Origin of the sequence: Methanobrevibacter sp. (assembly GCF_045112895.1) — an archaeon.
Taxonomy (GTDB): domain Archaea; phylum Methanobacteriota; class Methanobacteria; order Methanobacteriales; family Methanobacteriaceae; genus Methanocatella.
Genome location: NZ_JBGUIH010000023.1, coordinates 19,607 through 41,649 on the forward strand (window position 1 = coordinate 19,607; position 22,043 = coordinate 41,649).

Below are 22,043 nucleotides of genomic sequence, written 5' to 3' on the forward strand. Positions count from 1 at the left end.
TTTGAATTAATTAAATGTGATGATTAAATGAATGATTTAGAAGAAATTGTTTTCAAACATGCTTTATTAAATGCGGCCAAACACAAGGGAAGTGCAAACCCTGGGGCTGTAATGGGTTCAATCATGTCAAACGAACCTGAACTCAGAAGCAAAGCAAAGGAAATCGGTCCACTGGCAGGTAAGATTGTAGCAAAAGTCAATGCTTTATCTCCCGAAGAGCAGGCTTCAGAAATGGAAAGGCTGGGCGTTGAAGTCCAGGACAAAAAGCCTAAGGCTAAGGAAGCCGGCTTGCAGGAGCTTCCGGGAACTCATGAAAACATCGTCTTGAGATTTGCTCCAAACCCAAGCGGACCGCTGCATATCGGACACTCAAGGGCAGCCGTTCCAAATGCGGAATATGTCAAAAGACACAAGGGCAAATTGATTTTGAGGATTGAAGATACAGACCCTAAAAGGGTCTATGAGCCTGCTTATGAAATGATTCCTGAGGATTTGGAATGGTTGGGAATCAACGCCGATGAGGTGATTTACCAGTCTGACAGGTTTGAAATCTATTATGATTACGCTCGCCAATTGATTGAAAAGGGTGCGGCCTACATGTGTACCTGTGACGGTGCAGTATTCAAGGAACTCAAGGACAGCTGCCAGGCTTGTCCTTGCCGTGACAACAGCGTTGAGGAAAACCTTGAATTGTGGGAAAAGTTCGATACCATGGACGCCGGTGAGGCAGTCTTAAGAGTAAAAACAGACATCAATCACAAAAACCCTGCAATCCGTGATTGGGTTGCAATGAGATTGGTTGATGAGGAGCATCCTCGTTTAGGTACAAAATACAGAATCTATCCTATGATGAACTTTTCCGTTGCAGTGGATGACCATCTGATGGGATTGACTCACGTGTTGAGAGGAAAGGACCACTTGGCAAATACCGAAAAGCAGAAATACCTGTATGATGCCATGCAGTGGGATACTCCTGAATATATCCACTACGGAAGGCTTAAAATGGAGGATATTGCCCTTAGTACTTCAAAGGCAATGGCAGGAATTGAAGACGGGACCTACTCCGGATGGGATGATCCTAGACTCGGTACTTTAAGAGCCATTGCAAGACGTGGAATCGACCCTAGAACAATCTATAATCTGATTACTGAAATAGGGGTTAAGATGGCCGATTCAGCCATTAGCTGGAAAAAGATTTACGGATTAAACCGCAATTTCCTCGAACCGGTAGCCAACAGGTACTTCTTCTGTGAAGACCCTGTGGAAATTGAAGTCGAAGGATATTCTGACGGCAAAGTTGACATTGAAAGGCCGCTTCATGCAGACCACCTGGATAGGGGAAACAGGCTATTGCCGTTTGATGGAAAGGCATACCTTGCCGCTTCCGACATTAAAGATGGACTATTTAGATTGATGGATGCCGTCAATGTTGAAATCGCAGGCGATAGGCTAAGCTATCACTCCACTTCATTTGAGGATGCAAGAGCCGCAAAAGCAAGAATCATCCAATGGGTACCGACCGAAGACAATGTCAATGTCGAAATCGTAATGGATGATGCGTCAATAAAGACTGGCCTTGGTGAAGGTGCACTCAGGGACTTGAAGGTTGGCGATGTCGTACAATTCGAAAGAGTAGGATTTGCCCGTTTGGATGAAGTTAAGGATGATGGATTGGTATTCTACTATGCACATAAATAGGTGATTGGATGACAATGTTTTCAAATGGCTTTGTAACTCTTCAGATGCCTAAGGATTTTGAAGCGATTCCAACAAAAGATGAATTTAATGACATGTATCTGGTAAATACCAAAATACCGATGTCCATTAAGTTTTCAACCACTCCTACATTGGTGGGCCTTCCGGAAATTAGGGAAGACATTGAAAAGAACTTTAAGGATAATGATAGAATTGATTTAATTCTGTCTGATTTCATTGTCATAAACGACATTATTTACTATATGATCGTATCTTCATTTTCTGATGGCGAAAAGGAGATTCGAAGAAACGAATTCCTATATGTGAAAGACAACAATTTGTATATTTTCGAATACACCTATCCTTATGCGGATAGGGAATTGGATGACTTCTATTTGAATGTTATCCGTTCTCTTAAGATAATCGTTCCAAAATACATTGTGGAAAATGGTGAATACAGGTTAAATAAGAAAGATTAATTCTTTCTTAACTATTTTTTTTAAAATATATTCGTAATCTTGTATTTTTCTTTTTATTTATTGCCTGTCCGCTATCAACTATTTTAATCCAAATTTTCTGTTTTTCAAATGTCTAATTTTGGCTCTCAATTCTAAATGAAATGCAATCTTTGCCATGTTTGCTAAATGCCGTTTAGGATTTTTAGTAACAATTTAAACACAACTTTATATACTAGTTAAAACAAATATATAATTAGAGTTAGAAAAACTCAAAAATTATCAAATCTGAAAAAATATTATAATCCTAAACAAAGTTTCAATATTTTGATTAAACAGGTGAATATACTGATTTGATTGCTGTTTTTTTAAAATGCTTGTTTTAGTAAAACCATCCCATGAAATAAGATCAAAAACAGAATAGTTATATCCAATTTGAATTAACAGGAGATAAGTGATAAGAAATGCATGATAAATTTGTAAAGCATATAAGAAGAAAATTATACGACAAGGATGAAATATTGAATCATTTTGATGTACCGACCGATGAACAAATAGAATATCTTATGCTAACAACCTTTGAGGTTGTGGAGAATGAATGTCAGAAATGCTTTTTCTGCAAGAATTTTAAGAGATTCAGCATGGGCTCATTATGCAAAATCAAGCCTCATACTCAAAAGAACTGCTTTCATTTTTCATTGGACATCAATAAGATATTAAAGAAGAAATATTACAAGATATTGACTACGCTCTCCGAGTGTACAAGGGGAAGGTACATAATTGATAAAAATATATCAACAAAGGCGCAGAAAAATATTATATATGAAAGCATCAAGATATATGAGATGCTGCAATGCTACAAAGAGATTAACAATGTGTAAAGCTAATTCACACAATACATTAGAGGTTTGAACTATGATATGTCCAAAATGCGGTTCCTTCATTGATCCGGGGGATGCATATTGTCCGGGCTGCGGGGCAACCTTTCATTCCGTTGAGGATGAAGATGATGACTATTTGAGAGATTACCTTTTACGGCTGAAGGCAAAAATAAGTAATCTAATTATCAATGAAGAATATGAAAATGCCCTTAATGCGATTAAGGAACTGGACGGATATGAAGATGCTGCGGACGAATTAAGGATTGTTAGAAAATACTATGTGGATTGCTATATCCAATATATGAATGACTTTAAGAATGGCGATGCATATGATGTCATAGACCAATATCTGGAAATATTTCCGGAAGACACCATATTTTTAAGCATGATTGCGGTTAAGGCAAGGGAGTTTCGAGATTTGGTGCTGGTTGATGAAATGTATAACAAGATGGATATGCTGGAAGGATTTAGTCAGGATTTTGATTAGCTAAAAAAAGAAAAAATAAGAGGAGTTATTTATAAAATAACTCAGTTTAATATACCTTTTTGACATCTTCCGGTTTGATAGTTATGTTTTGGCGTCTGTATCTGACGTGGATGTCATCGCCTGTAATTGCATAGACTTGACTTGAATAGGTTTCGCCCAAGTGATTGAAGATGATTTCATCTCCTTTTTTAACTACAAACTCAGCGTTGCCGATAGTGACTTTAATGTTTTCCCTGACAGGTTTCTCTTTAATGCCACCAACTTTTGGCTGGGCAAGTTCAGGTTCAGGTGAGTTTTTAGCCATATTGAAAACTCTGCGGGTATTTTCCTGTCTTAATTTTTGATCATAGTCGTCATGCAGGTTTCCATAATCAACATGGGTTTCATTGATGATAGGCTCGAACTCATCATATCTGTTCACGTTTCTGATGTAGTCCTCATCGTCTCTTGGAGGCACTTCCTCTGTTTCCGGAATCAACTTCTCTTTGACGTCCTGGAATATTTTGGAGCTGGTGATTCTATTGGTGATTTTATCCAAGTCTTTTCTGTAGTCTAAATCCATACTATCATCATTTGATGATGCTCCAATTTCATTGCTTTTATTTTCACTAACTTTGCTTGGGGTTTTGAGAGTTGGCTCTTTGATTTCCTCATTCGGAATATCCAATTCATCGTCATCGGCACTTAACAGTACTTCAGTAATGTTTTCATCTTCGGAAATGCTTTCAATCTCTTCCTCTTCGCTTTCTTTGGAAGCTGCTGTAATGGCCTCTTCAATATCTTTTTGTGATGCTTGAGGCATTTCCAATTCAGTTTGTGCCTCTTCTTCAACGACCTCTACTTTTTCTTCAACCTCTTCTTCAACGGCTTCCTCTTCCTCTTCAGCGATAGCATTTGCAATTCCGATTTTAGCTTCATCTTCTTTTATTATGTCTTCTATTGTTTCACTTTCAGAAACTACTTCTTCAATGAGAGGTTCTTCAACGTTGCTTTCCTTTCTTTGTTTAATGCTTTCCTTGATTTGGTCTAATTCAGCATCATCCTCTCTGTTTTGAGATTCTTTTTCCCTCTCATTATCTTTTCTTTTAGATTCTTTGATTAATTCATCAATTGTAAATAAGTCTTTTAATTCTGTTTTGTCTTCTTTATTCTGATTCATAATATCCATCTGGCTTTGTTTAATTGGTTCTTGGAATTTTTTAACTTCGTTTCCATAATTAATGAGAATTTGATTTTCGGATTCATATTCGAATCTTTTCATATTTTCATACTCTTCTGGAACAATGTATACATCATAATCGGGAGCTGTTCTTGGTCTGTTTCCATATAATGATTTTGTGTTTTGGGTTGTTTGGGATGGACTATTGTTTTTGGCAGTTGAAGTGATCCTTTCTTTGCCTTGAGATAGTATTCCGCTAATGGCTTCGCTGCTTGGAATGATTGATCCTTCGTCATGTTCTAGTTCTTCGTTGCCGTAATGTAGTTTAACGAGTATAATTGCTATTATACCGATTATTGCAATAGTTATCCAAATTAAGATGGTTATTCCATTCATTATTATCCCAACCCTATTTTATAATATGTTATTATATATGTGATATTCCATAATTTAAATATTTTTGTAAAGTATAATTTCTATTTCAAATTTTGTTTAGTTTTTGAATTTCTCTTTTTGACTATGTTAATCACTTGGCAACATTTTTATTTGATGAATATTAACTTTTCGCTAATTTTTCCTAAAACAATCATTTTATATATTCTCAAAATAAATTATAAATTAGATTAATAATTGTTTATGAGGATTAATCATGGTTGTTAAAATTAATGAAAACTATCTTAAATTGAAAAGCAGTTACCTTTTTGTTGAAGTAGCTAGAAGAGAATCAGAATTTATAAAGAATAATCCTGAGGCTAATGTAATTAAAATGGGTATTGGAGATGTAACCAAACCGTTGGTTCCAGCTGTAATCAAAGCATTCAGTGATGCAGTGGATGAAATGGGAAATGCGGACACTTTCATGGGATACGGTCCGGAACAGGGTTATGAGTTTTTGGCCGAAACCATTATCAAAAACGATTTTGAGAAATATGGAATTTCTCTTGATACCTCAGAAGTATTCATCAGCGATGGTGCAAAATGCGATACAGGAAACATTCAGGAAATCTTCGGCATCGACAACAGGATTGCGGTAACCGATCCAGTATACACAGTTTATGTTGATACTAATGTAATGGCTGGAAGAACAGGCGAGATGAAGGATGGAATGTATGAAGGCTTGACTTACCTCAAATGCAATTCAGAAAACGGATTCGTCCCTGAATTGCCGGCTGACCCGGTGGACATAATTTACTTATGCTATCCGAACAACCCGACAGGTACCACATTGACTAAAGATCAATTAAAAGTATTTGTTGACTATGCAAAAGAAAACAAGGCAATTATCTTATTTGATGCAGCCTATGAAGCGTTTATCAATGAAGATGATGTTCCTCACAGCATCTATGAAATTGAAGGTGCAAAAGAAGTTGCCATTGAATTCAGAAGCTTTTCAAAAACCGCAGGATTCACCGGAACCCGCTGCGCATACACAGTCGTTCCTAAGGAATTGATCGGTTATGATAGTGAAGGCAATGAGGTTGAAATCAATCCGTTATGGAACAGAAGACAAACCACCAAATTCAACGGCGTATCATACCCAGTGCAGAAAGCTGCTGAAGCAACCTACTCCGAAGAGGGCCAAGCGCAAATCAAGGAGGTCGTTGACTATTACATGGCTAATGCAAAAGTCATCCGCGAAAGCTTATCCGATTTGGGATTGGAAGTTTACGGCGGAGTAAGCTCACCTTATATTTGGGTTAAAGCTCCTAACAACATGGATTCATGGGCTTTCTTCGACTTATTGTTAAACGAAGCAAATGTCATCGGAACTCCAGGATCAGGATTTGGACCAAGCGGTGAAGGATATTTAAGACTTACAGCATTCAATACATTAGAAAACACTAAAGAGGCAATGGATAGGATTTCAAAATTAGAATTTTAGGTGTTGAAATTGAAAGTAATAGAAAAAGAGATTACAATTGAAGAAGGCGATTCATTTAAGATGGTGTTATCCAAATATGGTGCTTTAGGTCTTGATAAGCAGGAAAACCTTTCAGATTTAATCGGCGACACTAAAGGAGATTTGGACATCGAAAAAGGTTTCATCACCTTTGGAGACATTAAAATGCCGGTTCAGATTCTAGGATTCTATTCAGATGACTTAAACCAATGGTCATGGGCATGGGACAATGAGGACATCTTCGGCGAAAATTTAATCAGAGCATCCAAGAAAATCAAGGAAGTCGGGGATGAATTCGGAATTGTGGAGTTCAAATCACCTATAATCCAATTGAATTATGACGCATGCCACACCATAGCAATGACAGCAACAGCTTTTCTAAACTACGATGCTTATTATGCCGTTTCAGAAGAGGGGATTGACATCTTTGTTGCAGTTGAATCAGATGATATCAAGGAAGACAATTCACTTTTGAAATTCAGAAACACCTTTTATAATTTCCAGAAAAATTTCAAGATATATCCTAAGCTTGCTTTTGAATCATATACCAAACTTAAGGGATACATATTTAAGCCTCATGATAATTTTGCAGTGGCAAAAATAGGCGAAAGCCGTATAATCGTAGGTTATACAGAAAGAGGAAACGTCACACGCATATTAATGTATGATGAAGAGGAATAGTGAAATTATGGATCAGGATTTAGTTGAAGAAATCGAATACCTGAAGGATTTGCTCACTAAATCAGGGTTCTTTTCTGCTGAAGAAATCATTGAAATAATGGAAGACCAATTCATCGAAGAGGAAATTGACTTTTCGGATTGTGAAATCACTTTGAATGATTATTCGTCTGAAAATTTTTCCAGATTGGAGAATGCCTTTACTGGATTGGCATCTGAAGGTATTGTAGCCATCCACAATTGCGGATATGATATTGGGGAAGGCGTGGCCGACGCATTTGAGCTGTTTGTTCACCTGAACAACAATAAGTTCAAAGCTGAAGGCTTTTGCTTTTATACCTTTGAAGACATTGAAGATGCGATTCTGGATGACAGATTAAAAATCACATTCGGCGATTTCGAAAACGATGAGGAAAAGGCATTGGAAATCGGCAAAACGGTTTGCGAATATTTGAAGGAAGAAAGCTTTAGCATTAATTGGGATGAGACAATTAACAGCCAGATTGAGATTGATCCATTTAGGTGGGATAAGTCATATAATGAAGATGAAGAATACGAAATAGAAGGAGCATATGAAGTTTTTATTAAAAATTAGGTGTTAAAATGAATGTAAGATCTTTAAAATTAATTCGTGAGGTGCTTATTAATTCAGGTAAATGGACCTCTCTTGAAATTTCTCAAGATTCAATTTACCTACAGTTTAGAGATGTTGAGCTGGGAACTCCAAAATCAGATGAAAGCTTTTCGCTGGTAGTCCGCTTTGCTGAAGACTCTTTTTTCACCGCCTTTTACAATAACATCTGGGACATCGACTTCTTGTCCAAATATAACTATAAACACAACCTGCTAAGCGAAGAATTCAAGTTCAATGTTAAGGAGGTCAAATTCATAGATTTCGAATACCTCAATAATTTCTTCTATAACTTCAAGAAGGAAAAGTCATTTTCCGTTGTTGAGGATTTTGATATCCACAACATCCGCGACGACTTTTTCATGTTGGTTGAGACTGATGAAATCGCAATTGTCGTTGGCGGAAACCAGATGGACTTCTTCTCTCCGTTTGAGAGATTGGATGATGCTTCACTTCGCGAACTTTCAAACCAATGGATGCTTTACTTCTTGAAATATCATCAAAAAAGAAACCTGATTAAAGATCCGATGTGTGAAAACCATCCATTGTTGCATTCTAAAAAATAATTGATTTTTAATTGATGTTTTTTGAACAATCAATTAAAATTTTCAACTTTACTTTTAATTTTTTATATAATCATATATTTTGGAAAAGTTTTTTAATTATAAATGATATAGTATTAGTGGTATGAAAATTTTACATATTTTCACTTATTGATTTTTAAGGAGTTATTAAATGACTTGTAGTATTTTAGTTGGAGGAGCATGGGGTGACGAAGGTAAAGGAAAATGCATAACCTACCTTTGTGACAATGACAAACCAAGCATAATCGCTCGTGCAGGAGTTGGGCCGAATGCAGGGCATTCCGTTGAATTCAACGGAGAAAAGTATGGTTTAAGGTTGACCCCATCAGGCTTTGTGCATACTGATGCAAAGCTCATGATAGGTGCAGGGGTTTTGGTAAACCCTGATGTGTTGTTTAAGGAATTTGAAGACTTGAAAAAGTACAACGTTAAGGAAAGGATGTCCATTGACCCTAGATGTGCGATAATTACAGAAGAGCACATGGAAAGGGACAAGTCATCAGAGCATTTGGCCAAAAAGATTGGAAGTACCGGTTCAGGCTGCGGACCTGCAAACTCCGACCGCGTAATGAGGTCAATCGATTTGGCGCGCGACGTGCCGGAACTTGAAGACTACATCGCTGATGTATCACTTGCCGTTAACGAAGCTATTGATGACGGCGAAGACGTGTTCATTGAAGGGTCTCAAGGATTTGCATTGTCATTATATTATGGATCATATCCGTTTGTAACAAGCAAGGACACCACTGCATCCACATTTGCCGCTGACGTTGGTGTCGGTCCGACTAAAGTTGATGAAGTCATCAATGTATTCAAATCATATATTTCTCGTGTTGGAGAAGGCCCATTCCCAACTGAAATGACTCAAGAAGAAGCTGAAAGCAAAGGACTCGAGGAATATGGTGTTGTAACAGGTCGCCGCAGAAGGATAGGCTACTTTGACATGGAGCTTGCAAAGGAATCCTGCAGAATCAATGGCGCAACCCAAATAGCTTTGACATGTGTCGACAAGCTCTTTGACTGTGCGCGCGTACAGGACTACAGTGAACTGTCCGCTGAGACAAAGGCGTTCATTGAGGATATACAGACCGAAACAGGCGTTCCAGTAACCATCATTTCAACAGGGCCTGACTTGAAGGACACAATCGATTTAAGAAAAGAGTTGTTATAACTTCTTTTTTCTATTTTTTTTAATTATTCAATCAAAAGTTTTTAATTGTTAGTCGGTGTAATATAATTTTGATGAGACAATTCTGCGAAGACATTAAGAATGCGATAAGGTATGCCTTATCAGATAGGTATGCGATTATAGTCATTGGAGGAATCTTCCTTTTGGCTTCACTCATCAACAAGTATGCTGGCAATTTTCTGCGATTATCCAATCTGATACTGTTGTATGTTGTGGGTTATGCCTCATTCATCTCATGGTATACAATCAATGGCCGGGACAAGCATCCAAATCTCAGAAATGTCAAAAGGATGGCTTGGGAAGGATTCAAGAAGTCCACCATCACGATGGTCTACTCATTTTTTTTGGCAATTGCAGCCCTTAATGCAAATTCATTCTATTCAAGCGGAAGCTATCTGCCTGCAATAGTCCTGACAGTTCTCTTTGCAATGATTTATTTGACATTGATTGGCGGGCTGTTCAACAGATACCTGAATGGGGGCGTTTTTCTAAAGGCATTCGATGTTCCCGAAATTGTCAGGCTGCTTAGGAGCTTTGACAAAAGGACATTTATCCGAGTAATAGTTGCGGTAATCATTTCACAGACATTTGTGGTTGCTGTCTTTGTCAACTTCGAGCAGGGATTTTCACTTTTAGAGCTGCTGTTTACGATTTCAACATTTTTCCTGTCACCTTTCCTGTATATTGCAACAAAAAGGCTGACCGGCCTTCAGGTGAGGAATCTGTTGAATTAATATGTTATTTTCATGAAAGATTTTTTTTAAACATAACAAAGATCAAACAATTCAAAAGGGTTTGAAAAGCAGGTAATGTTTTAAAATTGCCTTAAAATATAATTTTTGATGTCAATGAATCCTTAAATTTAAATAATGTTTGATTACCAATATATTAACAATTAAATATTGGTGATATGGTGAAAAATCAACCCAAAAATGACCTGAACTATTTGGATTATTCGAAAGATACATCTGAAGGCAATAGTGTTCAAACCACTTTCAAAGTCCAAGAGATTCCAAAGCATGAAAAGGCCTTGAAGCTAAATGAGGAAGGCAAATCGAAAGAGGCATTAGTCATTATTGATGATGCGATAAAAGAAGATTCCAATAATTTCCAGAACTGGAATGCAAAGGCAATTATTCTGGATAATCTATCAGATTACGAAAAGGCAATCGAATGCTTCAACAAGGCTTTGAAGCTCTACGATTCTGATTTTATAAGGAAAAACAAGGCAGATGCATTGTATGACTATGCCAAAGTCACATTCTTTCCGGATGCAGACTATGAAAAGGCCATGATTTTAATAGATGATGCATTGGAATGCTTGCCAGATGACGAAGACCCTTCTGAATATTATTTCTTGAAAGCAGAAATATTTGAAAGTATGGGCGAGCCCATTGAAACTAAAATATATTATTTAAAGGCGGAAGGCGAGTTTGAAAGGGCCGAAGAGATATCTTCACAACTGGAGTTCCTGAGGAATAGTGAGGATGTGCTCGTAACGGTTTCCGGAACCAATTTCTTTAAAGGTACCGATCCGTTTGAAGAGGGAGTTATAGTAAATCTGGTAAAAGAGCCGGATAATGAGCATGACAGCGATGCGATAGCTATTTTTTTGGATGATGAACAGGTCGGATATGTTGCAAACAGCCCATATACCTTAATTGAAGGGGTAAAAAGTGCCAGTGAAATCAAATCCCTTTCTGATAATCAAAAGGCAGAAGTGCTGTTTAATTTTTTAGAAAGATTTGTTATTTTAAGAATTATTAAGGATTAATGTTTGTTATTAAAAAATTTGTATAAAAATAAGTAATAGATGATTAAATCATCTATCTAAATTTCTTCTAAGCTGAATGAACCCAAATCAAGTAGATCGAAGGTCAAAATCTTAGGAGCCACAGTAACCTTTCCGACTCCGGTTATTATTTTATAAGCTTCAAAGGCTTCAAGACATCCAATCAGGTTAGGTGTAGGGCCGATGACCGGCGGAACGCCTGATGTAACTCCTTTCAATGCTTCTATTGTCTCGTCGTCCAATTCCTTTCCTACTGACGGCAGGTTGAACATCTCTTCATATGTCTTGTCGCTGTTAGGTAAAAAGACTGTAATCTGGCCTAATGTTCCGTGAATCGCTCCGTGGATGTATGGAATTCCTTTCTCTTTAGCAGTCCTTGAAACGATGACTCTTGTAAGGACATTGTCGAGTGCATCGATTACGATATTGGAATCGCCGATTACCTTGTCGATGTTTCCCGCATCCACATGCTCGTTGAAGACGGTTGTCTTGACGTATGGGTTAATCAGCCTCACCTTTTCTGCAGCAACGGCACTTTTGTCAAGCCCCAGGTCTTTGATTGTAGCCAGTGTCTGTCTGTTTAAGTTTGATAGGTCGAATGCATCCTTGTCAACCAGCACCAGCTCTCCAATGCCCATTCTTGCAAGCATCTCGATGGTTTCACCACCGATTCCTCCACAACCTATCACTGTGATTTTGGCGTCTTTGAATCTTTCCTGTTCGCTTCTTGTTACTATGCTCATTTGGCGGGAAGCTATTTCCCAGTATCCGTCTCCAATGTATCTTGTTGGCATCTTTTCACCTTATATCTCTCTTCTTATTTTTGTCAATGTTTCCATAAATATGTTTAGTGCAGTTTCATAGTTCTCCAAGTCATGTCCCTTGACCAGTCCGCTTTCAAAGATTTCAATGTTTTCCAGCTCGATTATTTCACCGGACTTTGAGATGGCATCACTTCCAATCTCCTTTAGGGTATTTTCGATGTTTACTTCAAAGGGAAGCTGGTATGAAAATGACTTGTCATTGTAGTCAAGTTTGATGTATTCGTTATCATCAATTTCCGCTAAATTTAATGCAACTTTCCTAAAGCCTTGACCTTTTAATTCATCATTGATTTGTTTAAATTTGTCATCTTTGATAATCTCATCAATGTCATCCACTTCAATAATACCAATTCCATCCAAAGACCTGACTTTTGTGATTTCACAGTTGGTGCTATCTAAAATATAATCTTCCGCATTGCCGATTCTTGCAATTTCATCGCGGGTTACTTGAGTATTTGTGGGAATCCTTGTTGCAAGGCAAGTTGTTGACCTTGAATATTTGATGTCATTCATATCCAAATACTCATGAATGTCCTTTGATGTCAATTTGGCCTCAATAAAAGGTGTTTTGAAACCTTTTTTGTAGGTTATCAGAATGCCTGGCCGGTCCTGAACAAGATCGCTGATGTTGTTTCCGTCGCAGATGAAGTCAAAACCGTTTTCGCGTGCTACCCTTTCGATCGTAGAATACATCAGCTCGCGGCAGGTAAAGCATCTTTTAGATGTATTCTTCAGGAAATCCTCATCCTCATAAAAGTCGATGTCGACTATTTCATGCCTTATTCCAAATGACTTTGCGGCGTTTCTGGTATTTTCAATGAAATCGGTTGGCATTATATTATTATCAATCGTAATGGCCAGCGTGTCTGCAGCAACTCTGGAAGATAGGTAAGCCATCAATGTCGAATCGGCACCGCCTGAAAAGCCAATGGCCACTTTCTTGTCCTTTAGGATGTTTTCAACGATTTCTATCTTATCTTCCAAGTCCATTTTACCACTGTTAACCTATTTGTCTTACATCATATTTTAGATTTGGGAAAAAATATAACAATAGTTATTTTTTCTCCTTAATAAAACTTGTTTGAAATGATATTTAAAGGTATTCATTTTTTGGCAATGACAACCAGAATATAATCATCAGCTTTTTTAAAGCAGTCTACATTCCTGAAACCTGCATCAAGCAAATACTTTTCCAGTTCAGGGGCGGTATAGACGCTCATTCCTTCAACGGTTGCCAGCCATTTTTCATCGTCTGGATGTGTGCCGTCTGTTCCCTGCGCTATCATGAACTGGCCGTCGGGTTTGATGATTCTTGAAACTTCCTTGAAGGTTTCACCCAAATCCGGCCAGAAGTATATGGTTTCAAAGCCGGTGACCAGATCATAGCTTTCATCCTCTAGGGGCATGTCGCTGACGTCAGCCTGGATGACTTCGCATCTTCCGCTGTCTACTGCGGACTGATTTCTTTTGACGGATTCGCTGACTGACACTTCAGAGTAGTCAAGCCCGTCGACGTTTCCGGATGTTATCCCAAGGAACTTTTCGATGTTTGCTCCTCCGCCGCAGCCGATATCAAGAATGTTATCATCTTTTCCAACCTCAACACAGCTGAATGCAAATTCTGATATGTGTTTGTGGTTTTCGTTCATGTTTTTGATTGTCTCAATTCCTTCCTCGCCGTGAGGTTTCATGCATTGGTCAATTTTTTCATCTGCCATAATCAAAACCTTTAACTATTTTTCAATATAATAATTAATTGGTGATTATATGGATAATAAAATTATCGCAATTATTATTGCAATCATAGCTATTGTCGCTGTAGGAGCATTCTTCTTGACCGGTGGCGGCGAGACAGTAACCATTGGATATCTGCCTTCTGACCACGATGCGGCATTGTTTGTTGCCGATGCTCAAGGGCAATTCGCTTCTAATGGCATTAACACCAAATTGGTCCAATTCAACAATGGAGGAGACTTGATGACTGCCATGGCCAGCGGTGATGTTGATGTGGGATATGTAGGTATTACCCCAGTTCTGGCATCCATCGAGAAAGGAGTTCCTGTCAAGGTTATCTCCGCAGCCCAAACTGAAGGCAGCGGACTGGTTGTTTCTAAAGATTCAGGAATAAATTCTGTTTATGATTTGGAAGGTAAAAGCATTGCAACACCTGGTGAAGCTTCAATTCAATATATGCTACTTCAGTATTACTTGGAGCAGAACGGAATGTCCCTGAAGGACTTGAAGGTTTCATCAATGAAGGTTCCTTCAATGAATGATGCGCTCAAGACCAACAAGATTGACGGCATGATTACATTCGAGCCTTATGTGACCATTGCTGAGAAAAACGGTGCCACCGTGCTTGCAGGATCACAGGACATCTTGCCAAACCATCCATGCTGTGTCGTTGTTGCATCAGATAAATTCCTTGATGAACATCCGAATGAGACCAACACTATTTTGGAAATTCATGAAAACGCCACAGATTTCATCAATAACAATACTGGGGAAGCGGCATCCATGATTCCTGATGATATCGTTTCAGATGTCGAAGTTGAAAAGGTAGCTATTTCCAGCTTCCCATTCATTTCTGGACTTGATGATGACTACAAACAGGATGTAATGGATTTCATGAACTTGGAAGTTGATTTAGGTGTTTTAAAAGGACCTATTTCACAAGACAAAATATTCTGGGATGGTAATTAACTATCCTTTTTCTTTTTTTTAACTCTTCTTTAGAAAATCTTTAAATATTATAAAATATATAACAATTGTTATCATAATATAACTATTGTGATAATCAACTGACGGGAGGATAATATATGTGTGAAATTTTTTGTTTTAATTCAAATACGCCAAAACAAGTAAATGAATGTCTACAATGTTTTTATAATCACTCTGATGAGCATCCTGATGGATGGGGATTAGCCAACATGCAATCAAATGAATTTGTTATAGATAAAGAGCCAGTAAAAGCAGCATGTAGCGAACACTTAAAGGATATATTGTCCCATCCCGTTATTGGAAAGAACGTATTCGCTCATATCAGATTAGCTACTGTGGGTGAGATAATATCTCCCAATTGCCACCCTTTTACAGAAGCTGATGACAATAACCGATCCTGGATGTTGATTCATAACGGAACCATATTCGATTATCCGGAACTTGATGAATACAGAGATAAGGAAAATGGGGATACCGATTCCGAGCGAATACTTCTATATATAATAGACAAAGTCAATGAGTTTGAAAAACAAAAAGGCGGTCTTTCAACAATCAAGGAACGATTTAACCTTTTAACTCAAATTGTCAGAGATTTATCAAAAAACAACAAGCTCAATTTAATGATTTATGACGGGGACCTAACTTATATTCACTCCAATATGAGGGATTCCCTATATTATTTAAAAAACGATGAAGGATTTTTGGTTGCTTCAACACCGTTAACAGATGATAAAAATTGGCTGCCGGTGGAACTGAATAAGCTGTTCGGTTTGATTGATGGGAAAATCATTTTTGAAAGCGAGGAGCATGAAAACGAATTTGTTTTGACCGAAGAGCATGAAAAGGCAATTGAAGAATTTTTAAAGTCCATAAAGAGAGATGAAATTAATGATTAGCCCACAACAGGTTAGAAATAAACTATATGATGAATTCATCAATCCAACAAATCAAAAGAAGGATTTCATAGGTATTGAAATTGAAATTCCGATTGTTAATCTTGATAAGAAGGCTGTGGATTTTGATGTTGTTCATGAGATAACAAGCAAGTTCCAGAATCATTACGATGATTTTGAAAGCGATGGAATAGATTATGATGGAAATGTGTTTTCACTGAAGAATCACAGAAACGATGATATAGTATGCTATGACTGTTCCTACAACAACATTGAATTTGCAATGGGTCGTGAAAAGGACTTGTTTACAATCAATGACAGATTCAAGGATTACTATTCATTTGTCAAGGAATCCTTTGAAGAATATAACCATACGCTGACTGGAATGGGTATCAACCCATATAGGAAATATAATAAACATTTGCCAATCCCTTCAGAGAGATACCTGATGCTCTATCATCATTTGAAGTCAGCCGAAAACTATGATCATATTCCGATGCATTTCCATGAATATCCGGAATACGGCATGTTCTCATCTGCTTCACAGGTCCAGATTGATGTTCACAGGGATAATTTGGTCCACACGATTAATACATTTTCAAAAATCGAGCCAATCAAGGCGTTATTGTTTTCCAACTCAGTGCTTGTGGATGAAAACAAGCACAGGACATGCTTTAGGGATGCATTGTGGGAATATTCAACACATGGGGTAAACCCTCACAACATCGGGATGTACAATGTTGACTTTGAGGATATCGGCGACCTGCAGGCTTACCTTGAGTCCTTAAACATCTACTGTGTAATGAGAGACGGCTCTTATATCAATTTTGAGTCAATGAACCTGTTGGATTACTTCTCAAAGGACTCTGTTGTTGGTGAAATGTATTTCAACGGCGACTATAAGGAGATTGAAATCGAACCAACGCTTGATGATATAGAATATCTGAGGCCGTTCAAATTTATCAACCTGACATTCAGGGGTACGGTTGAGTTTAGAAGCGTATGCACTCAACCTATCCGCGATTCCATGTCTGTTGCGGCATTTCATGTTGGCCTAAAGGACAGGCTTGATGAGCTTGATGAGCTGATTTTGAATGACACGGTAATATACCATAAGGGATATACGGCCAGCGAGCTTAGGAAATTGCTGATTAAGGATGATATTCCGGCATTTATAGACAGAAATGATTTATGCAAATTGTCAAAGGATATTGTTGATATATCAAAAGATAGATTATTGGAGCGTGGAATTGGAGAGGAAGTCTTTTTGAATCCATTATATGAACGTATTAAAAATCGCACAAATCCTGGAAAAAATATGATTACAAAATTGAATAGCGATACAAAATTAGAAAAGATTATTGAAGATTATGGTAAAATTTAGTTTGGGGTGGAGAAATGAATTTATTGAATTTTTCTAAATTGTCTTCAAGTGAAATTTTAAAGGGTTCCTTTGGGATTGAATGGGAGTCTTTAAGAGCCAAAGGTGAGGGAGAGTTATCCTTAACGCCACACCCAGAGATATTTGGCGATAAACTAACAAATCCTTTGGTCACCACAGACTTTTCGGAAAGCCAAATCGAGATAATAACTCCAACATTCGACACTATCGATGAGGCATTCAATACTTTTTCGCTATTGGCAGACCTTGTAAACTCATCCCTTCCTGATGATGAGTATCTGTGGTTTCAGTCAATTCCATGCATATTGCCTTACTGGGATCAGATTCCCATAGCCCAGTACTCCGAGGAAGGAGTGTCATCACAGAAGTATCGTGAGGATCTTGCAAAAAAGTATGGTGTCAAAAAACAGATGATTTCGGGAGTTCATTTTAACTTTTCATTTTCTGATAAGCTTTTGAAAGAGTTATGTGCTCTTGATGGCAATGATTTGAGCTTTAAAGACTTTAAAAATAAGGTTTATTTAAAAATCGCTAGAAATTATTTGAGATATTGCTGGCTGATTATTTATCTTACCGGCTGTTCAATAGGATCCCACAAGACATTTTCAAATGAATGTCTGCATCTGATGGATGCGAAGGATGATTTCGGAAGCTATTATTCGACTCGTGGGCCTTCATTCAGGAACGCTTCTTGCGGATATAAGAATTTAATAGAATTGAATCCTTCTTATAACTCCGTTGAAGAATTTGTAAATGATGTTAACTCTTTCATTGAAAGAGGAGACTTATCCGAAGCTAAAGAACTGTATACTCAAATCAGGCTAAAGCCTAAAAATCCGAAAAATCTGCTTAATTCCCTTAATGATGATGGAATCGAATATGTTGAGATTAGAACTTTAGACATCAATCCGTTCTATCAGTGCGGCCTTGTGGAGCATGACATGAAGTTTCTTCATCTGTTTTTGATTTATTGCCTTGTTAAAGGTGAATCCGATTATTCAGATTGGCAAAGCGAAGCAAGGTTAAATGAGGAAAATACTGCTGAAATGGCTTATGTTGATTCGATGAGGCTATTGGAAGACGGCGAGGAAGTGACATTGAAAAGCTGGGCTGCCGATATCATTAATGAAATGTATGGAATGTGTGAAGTGTTGGGAATAGATGAAGGTCGAACTTTGAGCCTGATGCTTAATCGCATTGCAGATCCGGATTTGACCTATGGCAAAAGGCTTTTGAAGTTAATTAGGGAATATGGTTACATTAATACGCATATATTGCTTTCAAAGAACAATAAGCAGACCAGTATTCATAATCTGGAAAATATTGGTCTTGAAGAACGTGAAAAGCTTAAGAAATATGTGGACATTGCTTTGGCGGGTAGATAGTATGGAATTTTTAAGACAGACTGAAGTCATCCAATGGAATGATGGTGAATACAAGACAATCAAGGAGAACAGTGTTGACGATGAATACACTTATCTGTTCATCGATTATCTGCCTCCCCGCAAGTTTTCAACTTATCCTAAGGATTTTGAAGACTTTGCTGTGGGGTATTGTCTTGGCGAAGGGTTAATCAAGGATTTTTCAGATATAGAATCAATAACCCTTGATGGAACAAATGTTTTGGTATCTACAAACTTGAATCATGACCCTGAAGAGGATCTGGAGCAGGAAGGCATCGTTCAGGAGAGAAAGGGAAACTGTGAACATGCCTGTGTTTGCAGATTGCTTGAGTATCAGGGCGTAAACTCAGACAATGCAGGGGGAATAAGATCCGAACTGAAGACAATCGAACCCAATACTTCGGATTTGACGATTAATGCTACTCAGATTATTAAAGATATCAGGCACTTGACCGATGAGGCAAAAATCTGGCAGAAAACGGCCGGAGTCCATGTTGCGCAGCTCAAGTTTGAGGACAACATTATCATTCGCGAAGATGTAAGCCGCCATGTGGCAGTCGATAAGGTAATCGGTGCGGCTGCAAAAGAGGGTTATGATTTCAGCAGATGCTACATATCATACAGCGGAAGGATGCCTGCTGACATGCTGATTAAGGTGATAAGGGTTGGAATTCCAATCATCATCTCAAATGCGGCTCCTGCATCATCAGGTATCGATGTGGCCCGTGCGGGAAACATTACAATGGTCGGCTTTGTAAGGGAAAACAGATTTACCGTTTTCACATCCCCTGAACGTGTAGATTTGGAAAAATAGTAATTTTATAGTGATAGCATGAAATACAATTTGAAATACAAGGATATTGATGAGATAAGAGAGTTTGAAAATGAGAACTTTACAATTAGGGATGTGCTGAATGAATTGGGTTTGTCTGCCCAAACGACTGTAGCAAAGCAGAACGGTGAGCTTACAATAGAGGACAGCGTTATTGAAGATGGTGATGAGATTCAATTAGTTCAAATCATCTATGGCGGATAATTAAAATTATGCTGGTGATAACTTGTCAGATGGAAATAAGGTTTATAACATCCTCATAACTAAAGGAGAATATGATCCTTTAGAGCAGTATGATTTCTATAAGAAAAGGATTGACAGTCAAAAAGATTTTTTGTATAATGAGTACAATACTTTGGAAAATGATTTGACAGATGAATTGTTTAGAGAGATTGATGTAATCATATTGCTATTTGGTCTTTATCACTATAATAAAGGGTTATTTGAGGATTTGATTAGAAAATCAAATGAATTCAATGTTCCATTACTTTTAGTTCGTTCATATGGTATGGAACTGATTTTAAAGGAATTGGAAGAAAGGTCTGATGCCGTTGTGGGATGGAATCCTCATTGCATTATAGATGCAATTGAAACTCTTGTGGACGGTGAGGATTGGTCAAAACCCTGCGACATTGTAGAAGAGTCAATCGAATAACCCCTATTTTTTTTTGAAAATATTTAAATACTATTTAGTTATAATAATCAATAAGGGATTCAAAATATAACAATTGTTAATCAAGTTAATAAGTAATATTTTTATAATATACTTGTAATATTAATAATTGTAATTTAAATTATAATTACGGTGAAAATTTATGAATAGAAAAATTACATTTGTTTTAGTGTTGGCACTTGCTGCATTTTTAGTAATGGGTTCAGCTAGTGCAGGTCTCTTTGACTTCTTAGGCGGAGGAGACGACACTGTAAAGATAGGTTACTTGCCTTCTGACCACGATGCAGCATTGTTTGTTGCAGATCAGCAAGGTTTGTATGAAGAAAAAAATATTTCTGTAGAATTAGTTCAATTTAACAATGGTGGAGACTTGATGACCGCTATGGCTAGTGGTGATGTTGATGTCGGTTATGTAGGAATTTCTCCTGTATTGTCATCCGTTGCTGCAGGTGTACCTGCCAAAGTCATTTCCGCTGCTCAAACAGAAGGTTCAGGAATTGTTGTAACTGATGATTCTGGAATTTCTAGCGCAGGAGATTTGGCTGGAAAAACCATTGCAACTCCTGGTGAAGCTTCAATCCAACATGTATTGCTTTCATACTACTTGAAACAAAATGGATTGTCCTTAGATGACATTAATGAATCTGCTATGAAAGTTCCATCAATCAACGATGCTTTAAAAACCAATAATATTCCGGGTGCAATTACTTTCCAACCTTATGTAAGTATTGCTGAAGCTAATGACAACATTGAGGAATTAGCTGACTCTTCTGAAATCTTGCCTGGACACCCATGTTGTGTTGTTGTTGCATCAGAGGACTTCATTAACAACCATGAAGATGCAGCAAAAGAAATCGTTGCGATTCACGAAAACGCAACCGCTTTCATCAATGACAATATCGCAAACGGAACTACCGATGAAGTAGTGAAATTGTTGCCTGAAGACATTGTTACTGATGCTGATGTAGAAGCTGAATCCTTAGAAAGCTTCCCATTCATCTCAGGTTTAGATGAGGACTATAAGGTTAATGTGCAAGCTTTCCAACAATTGGAAGTTGACCTTGGAATCTTAAATGAAACTATTCCACCAGAAAAATTATACTGGGAAGCATAGTTAATTAAGCTATGCTTTTATTTTTCTTTTTTTAAAAATTAGAATTTATTGTACTGTTCGACAAGATATTCCATTGCTTTTTTTGTCTTTTCATCTGAAACCTTGTTGATTATCCTTTGATTTTCAAGCAATTGATCCATATATGCTTTTCTTTGCTCTTCGCCGACAATCTTGTATCTTGAAAAGTTAACGAGCCCTTCAATTAAACATGACATTCCTCTGTTGAATGCTTGAGCCCTATCGTCATTAATCACTAATTCTCTGATTTTTCCGGTAATGAAATAGATGCTGCTGTCCCCTTTAATCGGGAAGTTCTCAGGAGTCTTGATATCAACATCTTCAACATCAACGATAATGTAAGCCGGGGTGTCTTTAATGATGGCAATGTCATCATCATCGGTATAATATTCATCGCCCAGGCAATCTAGTGCGACATAGGTGAAAACCAATGAATCCTGTGTGATGTTGACTACATATTCATTGGTATCCAGGATGTTTTTCAGGGTTTTTGAACCTTCAAAGATATGGCAGTGCACTTTATCCTCGCCCAAATAGACAAATGCAAATGCGCCTGCATTCTTAATGCCATCCTTGCTGATTGTTGTTGTAATGCATTCATACTGCAAGTCCTTTTCGACTCCAACTTTACTTAAATCGTATTCCATATTATCAGCTACAAAATTAGTTAATCATGAATTATTAAAAAAGAAAAAAAGAGAAATTTCTCAAA

General features: G+C 37.6%; 24 protein-coding genes. 19 read left to right on the forward strand and 5 right to left on the reverse strand.

Annotated features, from left to right (window positions below):
• Window positions 1-27 precede the first annotated feature (27 nt).
• From ACJMLD_RS04925 to ACJMLD_RS04940, 4 genes are all read left to right on the forward strand, one after another.
• Window positions 28-1,698 (forward strand): glutamate--tRNA ligase, encoded by a 1,671-nt coding sequence (locus ACJMLD_RS04925; RefSeq protein ID WP_405268603.1) that lies wholly within the window; start codon window positions 28-30, stop codon window positions 1,696-1,698.
• Window positions 1,699-1,706: 8 nt separating this feature from the next.
• Complete coding sequence (locus tag ACJMLD_RS04930) at window positions 1,707-2,174, forward strand: hypothetical protein (protein ID WP_405268606.1); 468 nt, start codon at window positions 1,707-1,709, stop codon at window positions 2,172-2,174.
• A 440-nt stretch (window positions 2,175-2,614) separates the two neighbouring features.
• Entirely contained in the window at window positions 2,615-3,031 is a 417-nt protein-coding gene (locus ACJMLD_RS04935; protein ID WP_405268608.1) for a hypothetical protein, read from the forward strand.
• 34 nt (window positions 3,032-3,065) lie between these two features.
• Window positions 3,066-3,518, forward strand: a complete 453-nt coding sequence (locus tag ACJMLD_RS04940) for a hypothetical protein (protein ID WP_405268611.1) — start codon at window positions 3,066-3,068, stop codon at window positions 3,516-3,518.
• 46 nt (window positions 3,519-3,564) lie between these two features.
• Here ACJMLD_RS04940 and ACJMLD_RS04945 read toward each other — a convergent pair whose 3' ends face one another.
• Window positions 3,565-5,073: a hypothetical protein gene (locus ACJMLD_RS04945; RefSeq protein WP_405268614.1), complete on the reverse strand. Its 1,509-nt coding sequence runs from the start codon at window positions 5,071-5,073 to the stop codon at window positions 3,565-3,567.
• 253 nt (window positions 5,074-5,326) lie between these two features.
• On the opposite strand from ACJMLD_RS04945, the gene ACJMLD_RS04950 reads away from it, so the two are divergent.
• From ACJMLD_RS04950 to ACJMLD_RS04980, 7 genes are all read left to right on the forward strand, one after another.
• Window positions 5,327-6,559 carry an LL-diaminopimelate aminotransferase gene (locus ACJMLD_RS04950; protein ID WP_405268617.1) on the forward strand — a complete coding sequence of 411 codons (1,233 nt, stop codon included), beginning with the start codon at window positions 5,327-5,329 and terminating at the stop codon, window positions 6,557-6,559.
• Window positions 6,560-7,258 (forward strand): DUF6882 domain-containing protein, encoded by a 699-nt coding sequence (locus ACJMLD_RS04955; RefSeq protein ID WP_405268620.1) that lies wholly within the window; start codon window positions 6,560-6,562, stop codon window positions 7,256-7,258.
• A gap of 7 nt (window positions 7,259-7,265) precedes the next feature.
• Entirely contained in the window at window positions 7,266-7,850 is a 585-nt protein-coding gene (locus tag ACJMLD_RS04960) for a DUF6891 domain-containing protein (protein ID WP_405268623.1), read from the forward strand.
• Window positions 7,851-7,858: 8 nt separating this feature from the next.
• Entirely contained in the window at window positions 7,859-8,452 is a 594-nt protein-coding gene (locus ACJMLD_RS04965) for a hypothetical protein (protein ID WP_405268626.1), read from the forward strand.
• Window positions 8,453-8,621: 169 nt separating this feature from the next.
• Window positions 8,622-9,641 carry an adenylosuccinate synthetase gene (locus ACJMLD_RS04970; RefSeq protein ID WP_405268629.1) on the forward strand — a complete coding sequence of 340 codons (1,020 nt, stop codon included), beginning with the start codon at window positions 8,622-8,624 and terminating at the stop codon, window positions 9,639-9,641.
• Between the two features lie 71 nt (window positions 9,642-9,712).
• A complete protein-coding gene (locus ACJMLD_RS04975; RefSeq protein ID WP_405268632.1) occupies window positions 9,713-10,393 on the forward strand; it encodes a DUF4013 domain-containing protein in 681 nt (226 codons plus the stop codon).
• A 179-nt stretch (window positions 10,394-10,572) separates the two neighbouring features.
• Complete coding sequence (locus tag ACJMLD_RS04980; RefSeq protein ID WP_405268635.1) at window positions 10,573-11,433, forward strand: HIRAN domain-containing protein; 861 nt, start codon at window positions 10,573-10,575, stop codon at window positions 11,431-11,433.
• Window positions 11,434-11,489: 56 nt separating this feature from the next.
• Here ACJMLD_RS04980 and ACJMLD_RS04985 read toward each other — a convergent pair whose 3' ends face one another.
• From ACJMLD_RS04985 to ACJMLD_RS04995, 3 genes are all read right to left on the reverse strand, one after another.
• Window positions 11,490-12,245 carry a HesA/MoeB/ThiF family protein gene (locus ACJMLD_RS04985; protein WP_405268638.1) on the reverse strand — a complete coding sequence of 252 codons (756 nt, stop codon included), beginning with the start codon at window positions 12,243-12,245 and terminating at the stop codon, window positions 11,490-11,492.
• Between the two features lie 9 nt (window positions 12,246-12,254).
• Window positions 12,255-13,265, reverse strand: a complete 1,011-nt coding sequence (larE, locus tag ACJMLD_RS04990; protein ID WP_405268641.1) for an ATP-dependent sacrificial sulfur transferase LarE — start codon at window positions 13,263-13,265, stop codon at window positions 12,255-12,257.
• 113 nt (window positions 13,266-13,378) lie between these two features.
• Complete coding sequence (locus tag ACJMLD_RS04995; protein WP_405268644.1) at window positions 13,379-13,993, reverse strand: class I SAM-dependent methyltransferase; 615 nt, start codon at window positions 13,991-13,993, stop codon at window positions 13,379-13,381.
• 49 nt (window positions 13,994-14,042) lie between these two features.
• Between ACJMLD_RS04995 and ACJMLD_RS05000 the strand changes: the two genes are divergently transcribed.
• From ACJMLD_RS05000 to ACJMLD_RS05035, 8 genes are all read left to right on the forward strand, one after another.
• The gene (locus ACJMLD_RS05000; protein ID WP_405268647.1) at window positions 14,043-14,978 is read left to right on the forward strand and encodes an ABC transporter substrate-binding protein; all 936 of its coding nucleotides are present in this window, start codon (window positions 14,043-14,045) and stop codon (window positions 14,976-14,978) included.
• Window positions 14,979-15,094: 116 nt separating this feature from the next.
• Complete coding sequence (locus ACJMLD_RS05005) at window positions 15,095-15,892, forward strand: class II glutamine amidotransferase (RefSeq protein WP_405268650.1); 798 nt, start codon at window positions 15,095-15,097, stop codon at window positions 15,890-15,892.
• Window positions 15,885-17,273, forward strand: a complete 1,389-nt coding sequence (locus ACJMLD_RS05010) for a hypothetical protein (protein ID WP_405268652.1) — start codon at window positions 15,885-15,887, stop codon at window positions 17,271-17,273. Before ACJMLD_RS05005 ends, ACJMLD_RS05010 begins: the two co-directional genes overlap by 8 nt.
• Window positions 17,274-17,287: 14 nt before the next feature.
• Complete coding sequence (locus tag ACJMLD_RS05015; RefSeq protein ID WP_405268655.1) at window positions 17,288-18,676, forward strand: glutamate--cysteine ligase; 1,389 nt, start codon at window positions 17,288-17,290, stop codon at window positions 18,674-18,676.
• A 1-nt stretch (window position 18,677) separates the two neighbouring features.
• Entirely contained in the window at window positions 18,678-19,508 is an 831-nt protein-coding gene (gene fdhD, locus ACJMLD_RS05020; protein ID WP_405268658.1) for a formate dehydrogenase accessory sulfurtransferase FdhD, read from the forward strand.
• Between the two features lie 18 nt (window positions 19,509-19,526).
• Window positions 19,527-19,730 carry a MoaD/ThiS family protein gene (locus ACJMLD_RS05025; protein ID WP_405268661.1) on the forward strand — a complete coding sequence of 68 codons (204 nt, stop codon included), beginning with the start codon at window positions 19,527-19,529 and terminating at the stop codon, window positions 19,728-19,730.
• A gap of 22 nt (window positions 19,731-19,752) precedes the next feature.
• Entirely contained in the window at window positions 19,753-20,181 is a 429-nt protein-coding gene (locus ACJMLD_RS05030) for a nuclease (RefSeq protein WP_405268664.1), read from the forward strand.
• A 160-nt stretch (window positions 20,182-20,341) separates the two neighbouring features.
• Window positions 20,342-21,313 (forward strand): ABC transporter substrate-binding protein, encoded by a 972-nt coding sequence (locus tag ACJMLD_RS05035; protein WP_405268667.1) that lies wholly within the window; start codon window positions 20,342-20,344, stop codon window positions 21,311-21,313.
• A gap of 38 nt (window positions 21,314-21,351) precedes the next feature.
• Here the strand turns inward: ACJMLD_RS05035 and ACJMLD_RS05040 are convergent, their stop codons facing one another.
• Entirely contained in the window at window positions 21,352-21,978 is a 627-nt protein-coding gene (locus tag ACJMLD_RS05040) for a DUF447 domain-containing protein (RefSeq protein ID WP_405268670.1), read from the reverse strand.
• Window positions 21,979-22,043: the final 65 nt, after the last annotated feature.

Coding starts and splice junctions, on each gene's coding strand:
- ACJMLD_RS04925 (WP_405268603.1), top strand. CDS start 28: ATGAATGATTTAGAAGAAATTGTTTTCAAACATGCTTTATTAAATGCG.
- ACJMLD_RS04930 (WP_405268606.1), top strand. CDS start 1,707: ATGACAATGTTTTCAAATGGCTTTGTAACTCTTCAGATGCCTAAGGAT.
- ACJMLD_RS04935 (WP_405268608.1), top strand. CDS start 2,615: ATGCATGATAAATTTGTAAAGCATATAAGAAGAAAATTATACGACAAG.
- ACJMLD_RS04940 (WP_405268611.1), top strand. CDS start 3,066: ATGATATGTCCAAAATGCGGTTCCTTCATTGATCCGGGGGATGCATAT.
- ACJMLD_RS04945 (WP_405268614.1), bottom strand. CDS start 5,073: ATGAATGGAATAACCATCTTAATTTGGATAACTATTGCAATAATCGGT.
- ACJMLD_RS04950 (WP_405268617.1), top strand. CDS start 5,327: ATGGTTGTTAAAATTAATGAAAACTATCTTAAATTGAAAAGCAGTTAC.
- ACJMLD_RS04960 (WP_405268623.1), top strand. CDS start 7,266: ATGGATCAGGATTTAGTTGAAGAAATCGAATACCTGAAGGATTTGCTC.
- ACJMLD_RS04965 (WP_405268626.1), top strand. CDS start 7,859: ATGAATGTAAGATCTTTAAAATTAATTCGTGAGGTGCTTATTAATTCA.
- ACJMLD_RS04970 (WP_405268629.1), top strand. CDS start 8,622: ATGACTTGTAGTATTTTAGTTGGAGGAGCATGGGGTGACGAAGGTAAA.
- ACJMLD_RS04975 (WP_405268632.1), top strand. CDS start 9,713: ATGAGACAATTCTGCGAAGACATTAAGAATGCGATAAGGTATGCCTTA.
- ACJMLD_RS04985 (WP_405268638.1), bottom strand. CDS start 12,245: ATGCCAACAAGATACATTGGAGACGGATACTGGGAAATAGCTTCCCGC.
- larE (WP_405268641.1), bottom strand. CDS start 13,265: ATGGACTTGGAAGATAAGATAGAAATCGTTGAAAACATCCTAAAGGAC.
- ACJMLD_RS04995 (WP_405268644.1), bottom strand. CDS start 13,993: ATGGCAGATGAAAAAATTGACCAATGCATGAAACCTCACGGCGAGGAA.
- ACJMLD_RS05000 (WP_405268647.1), top strand. CDS start 14,043: ATGGATAATAAAATTATCGCAATTATTATTGCAATCATAGCTATTGTC.
- ACJMLD_RS05005 (WP_405268650.1), top strand. CDS start 15,095: ATGTGTGAAATTTTTTGTTTTAATTCAAATACGCCAAAACAAGTAAAT.
- ACJMLD_RS05010 (WP_405268652.1), top strand. CDS start 15,885: ATGATTAGCCCACAACAGGTTAGAAATAAACTATATGATGAATTCATC.
- ACJMLD_RS05015 (WP_405268655.1), top strand. CDS start 17,288: ATGAATTTATTGAATTTTTCTAAATTGTCTTCAAGTGAAATTTTAAAG.
- fdhD (WP_405268658.1), top strand. CDS start 18,678: ATGGAATTTTTAAGACAGACTGAAGTCATCCAATGGAATGATGGTGAA.
- ACJMLD_RS05025 (WP_405268661.1), top strand. CDS start 19,527: ATGAAATACAATTTGAAATACAAGGATATTGATGAGATAAGAGAGTTT.
- ACJMLD_RS05035 (WP_405268667.1), top strand. CDS start 20,342: ATGAATAGAAAAATTACATTTGTTTTAGTGTTGGCACTTGCTGCATTT.
- ACJMLD_RS05040 (WP_405268670.1), bottom strand. CDS start 21,978: ATGGAATACGATTTAAGTAAAGTTGGAGTCGAAAAGGACTTGCAGTAT.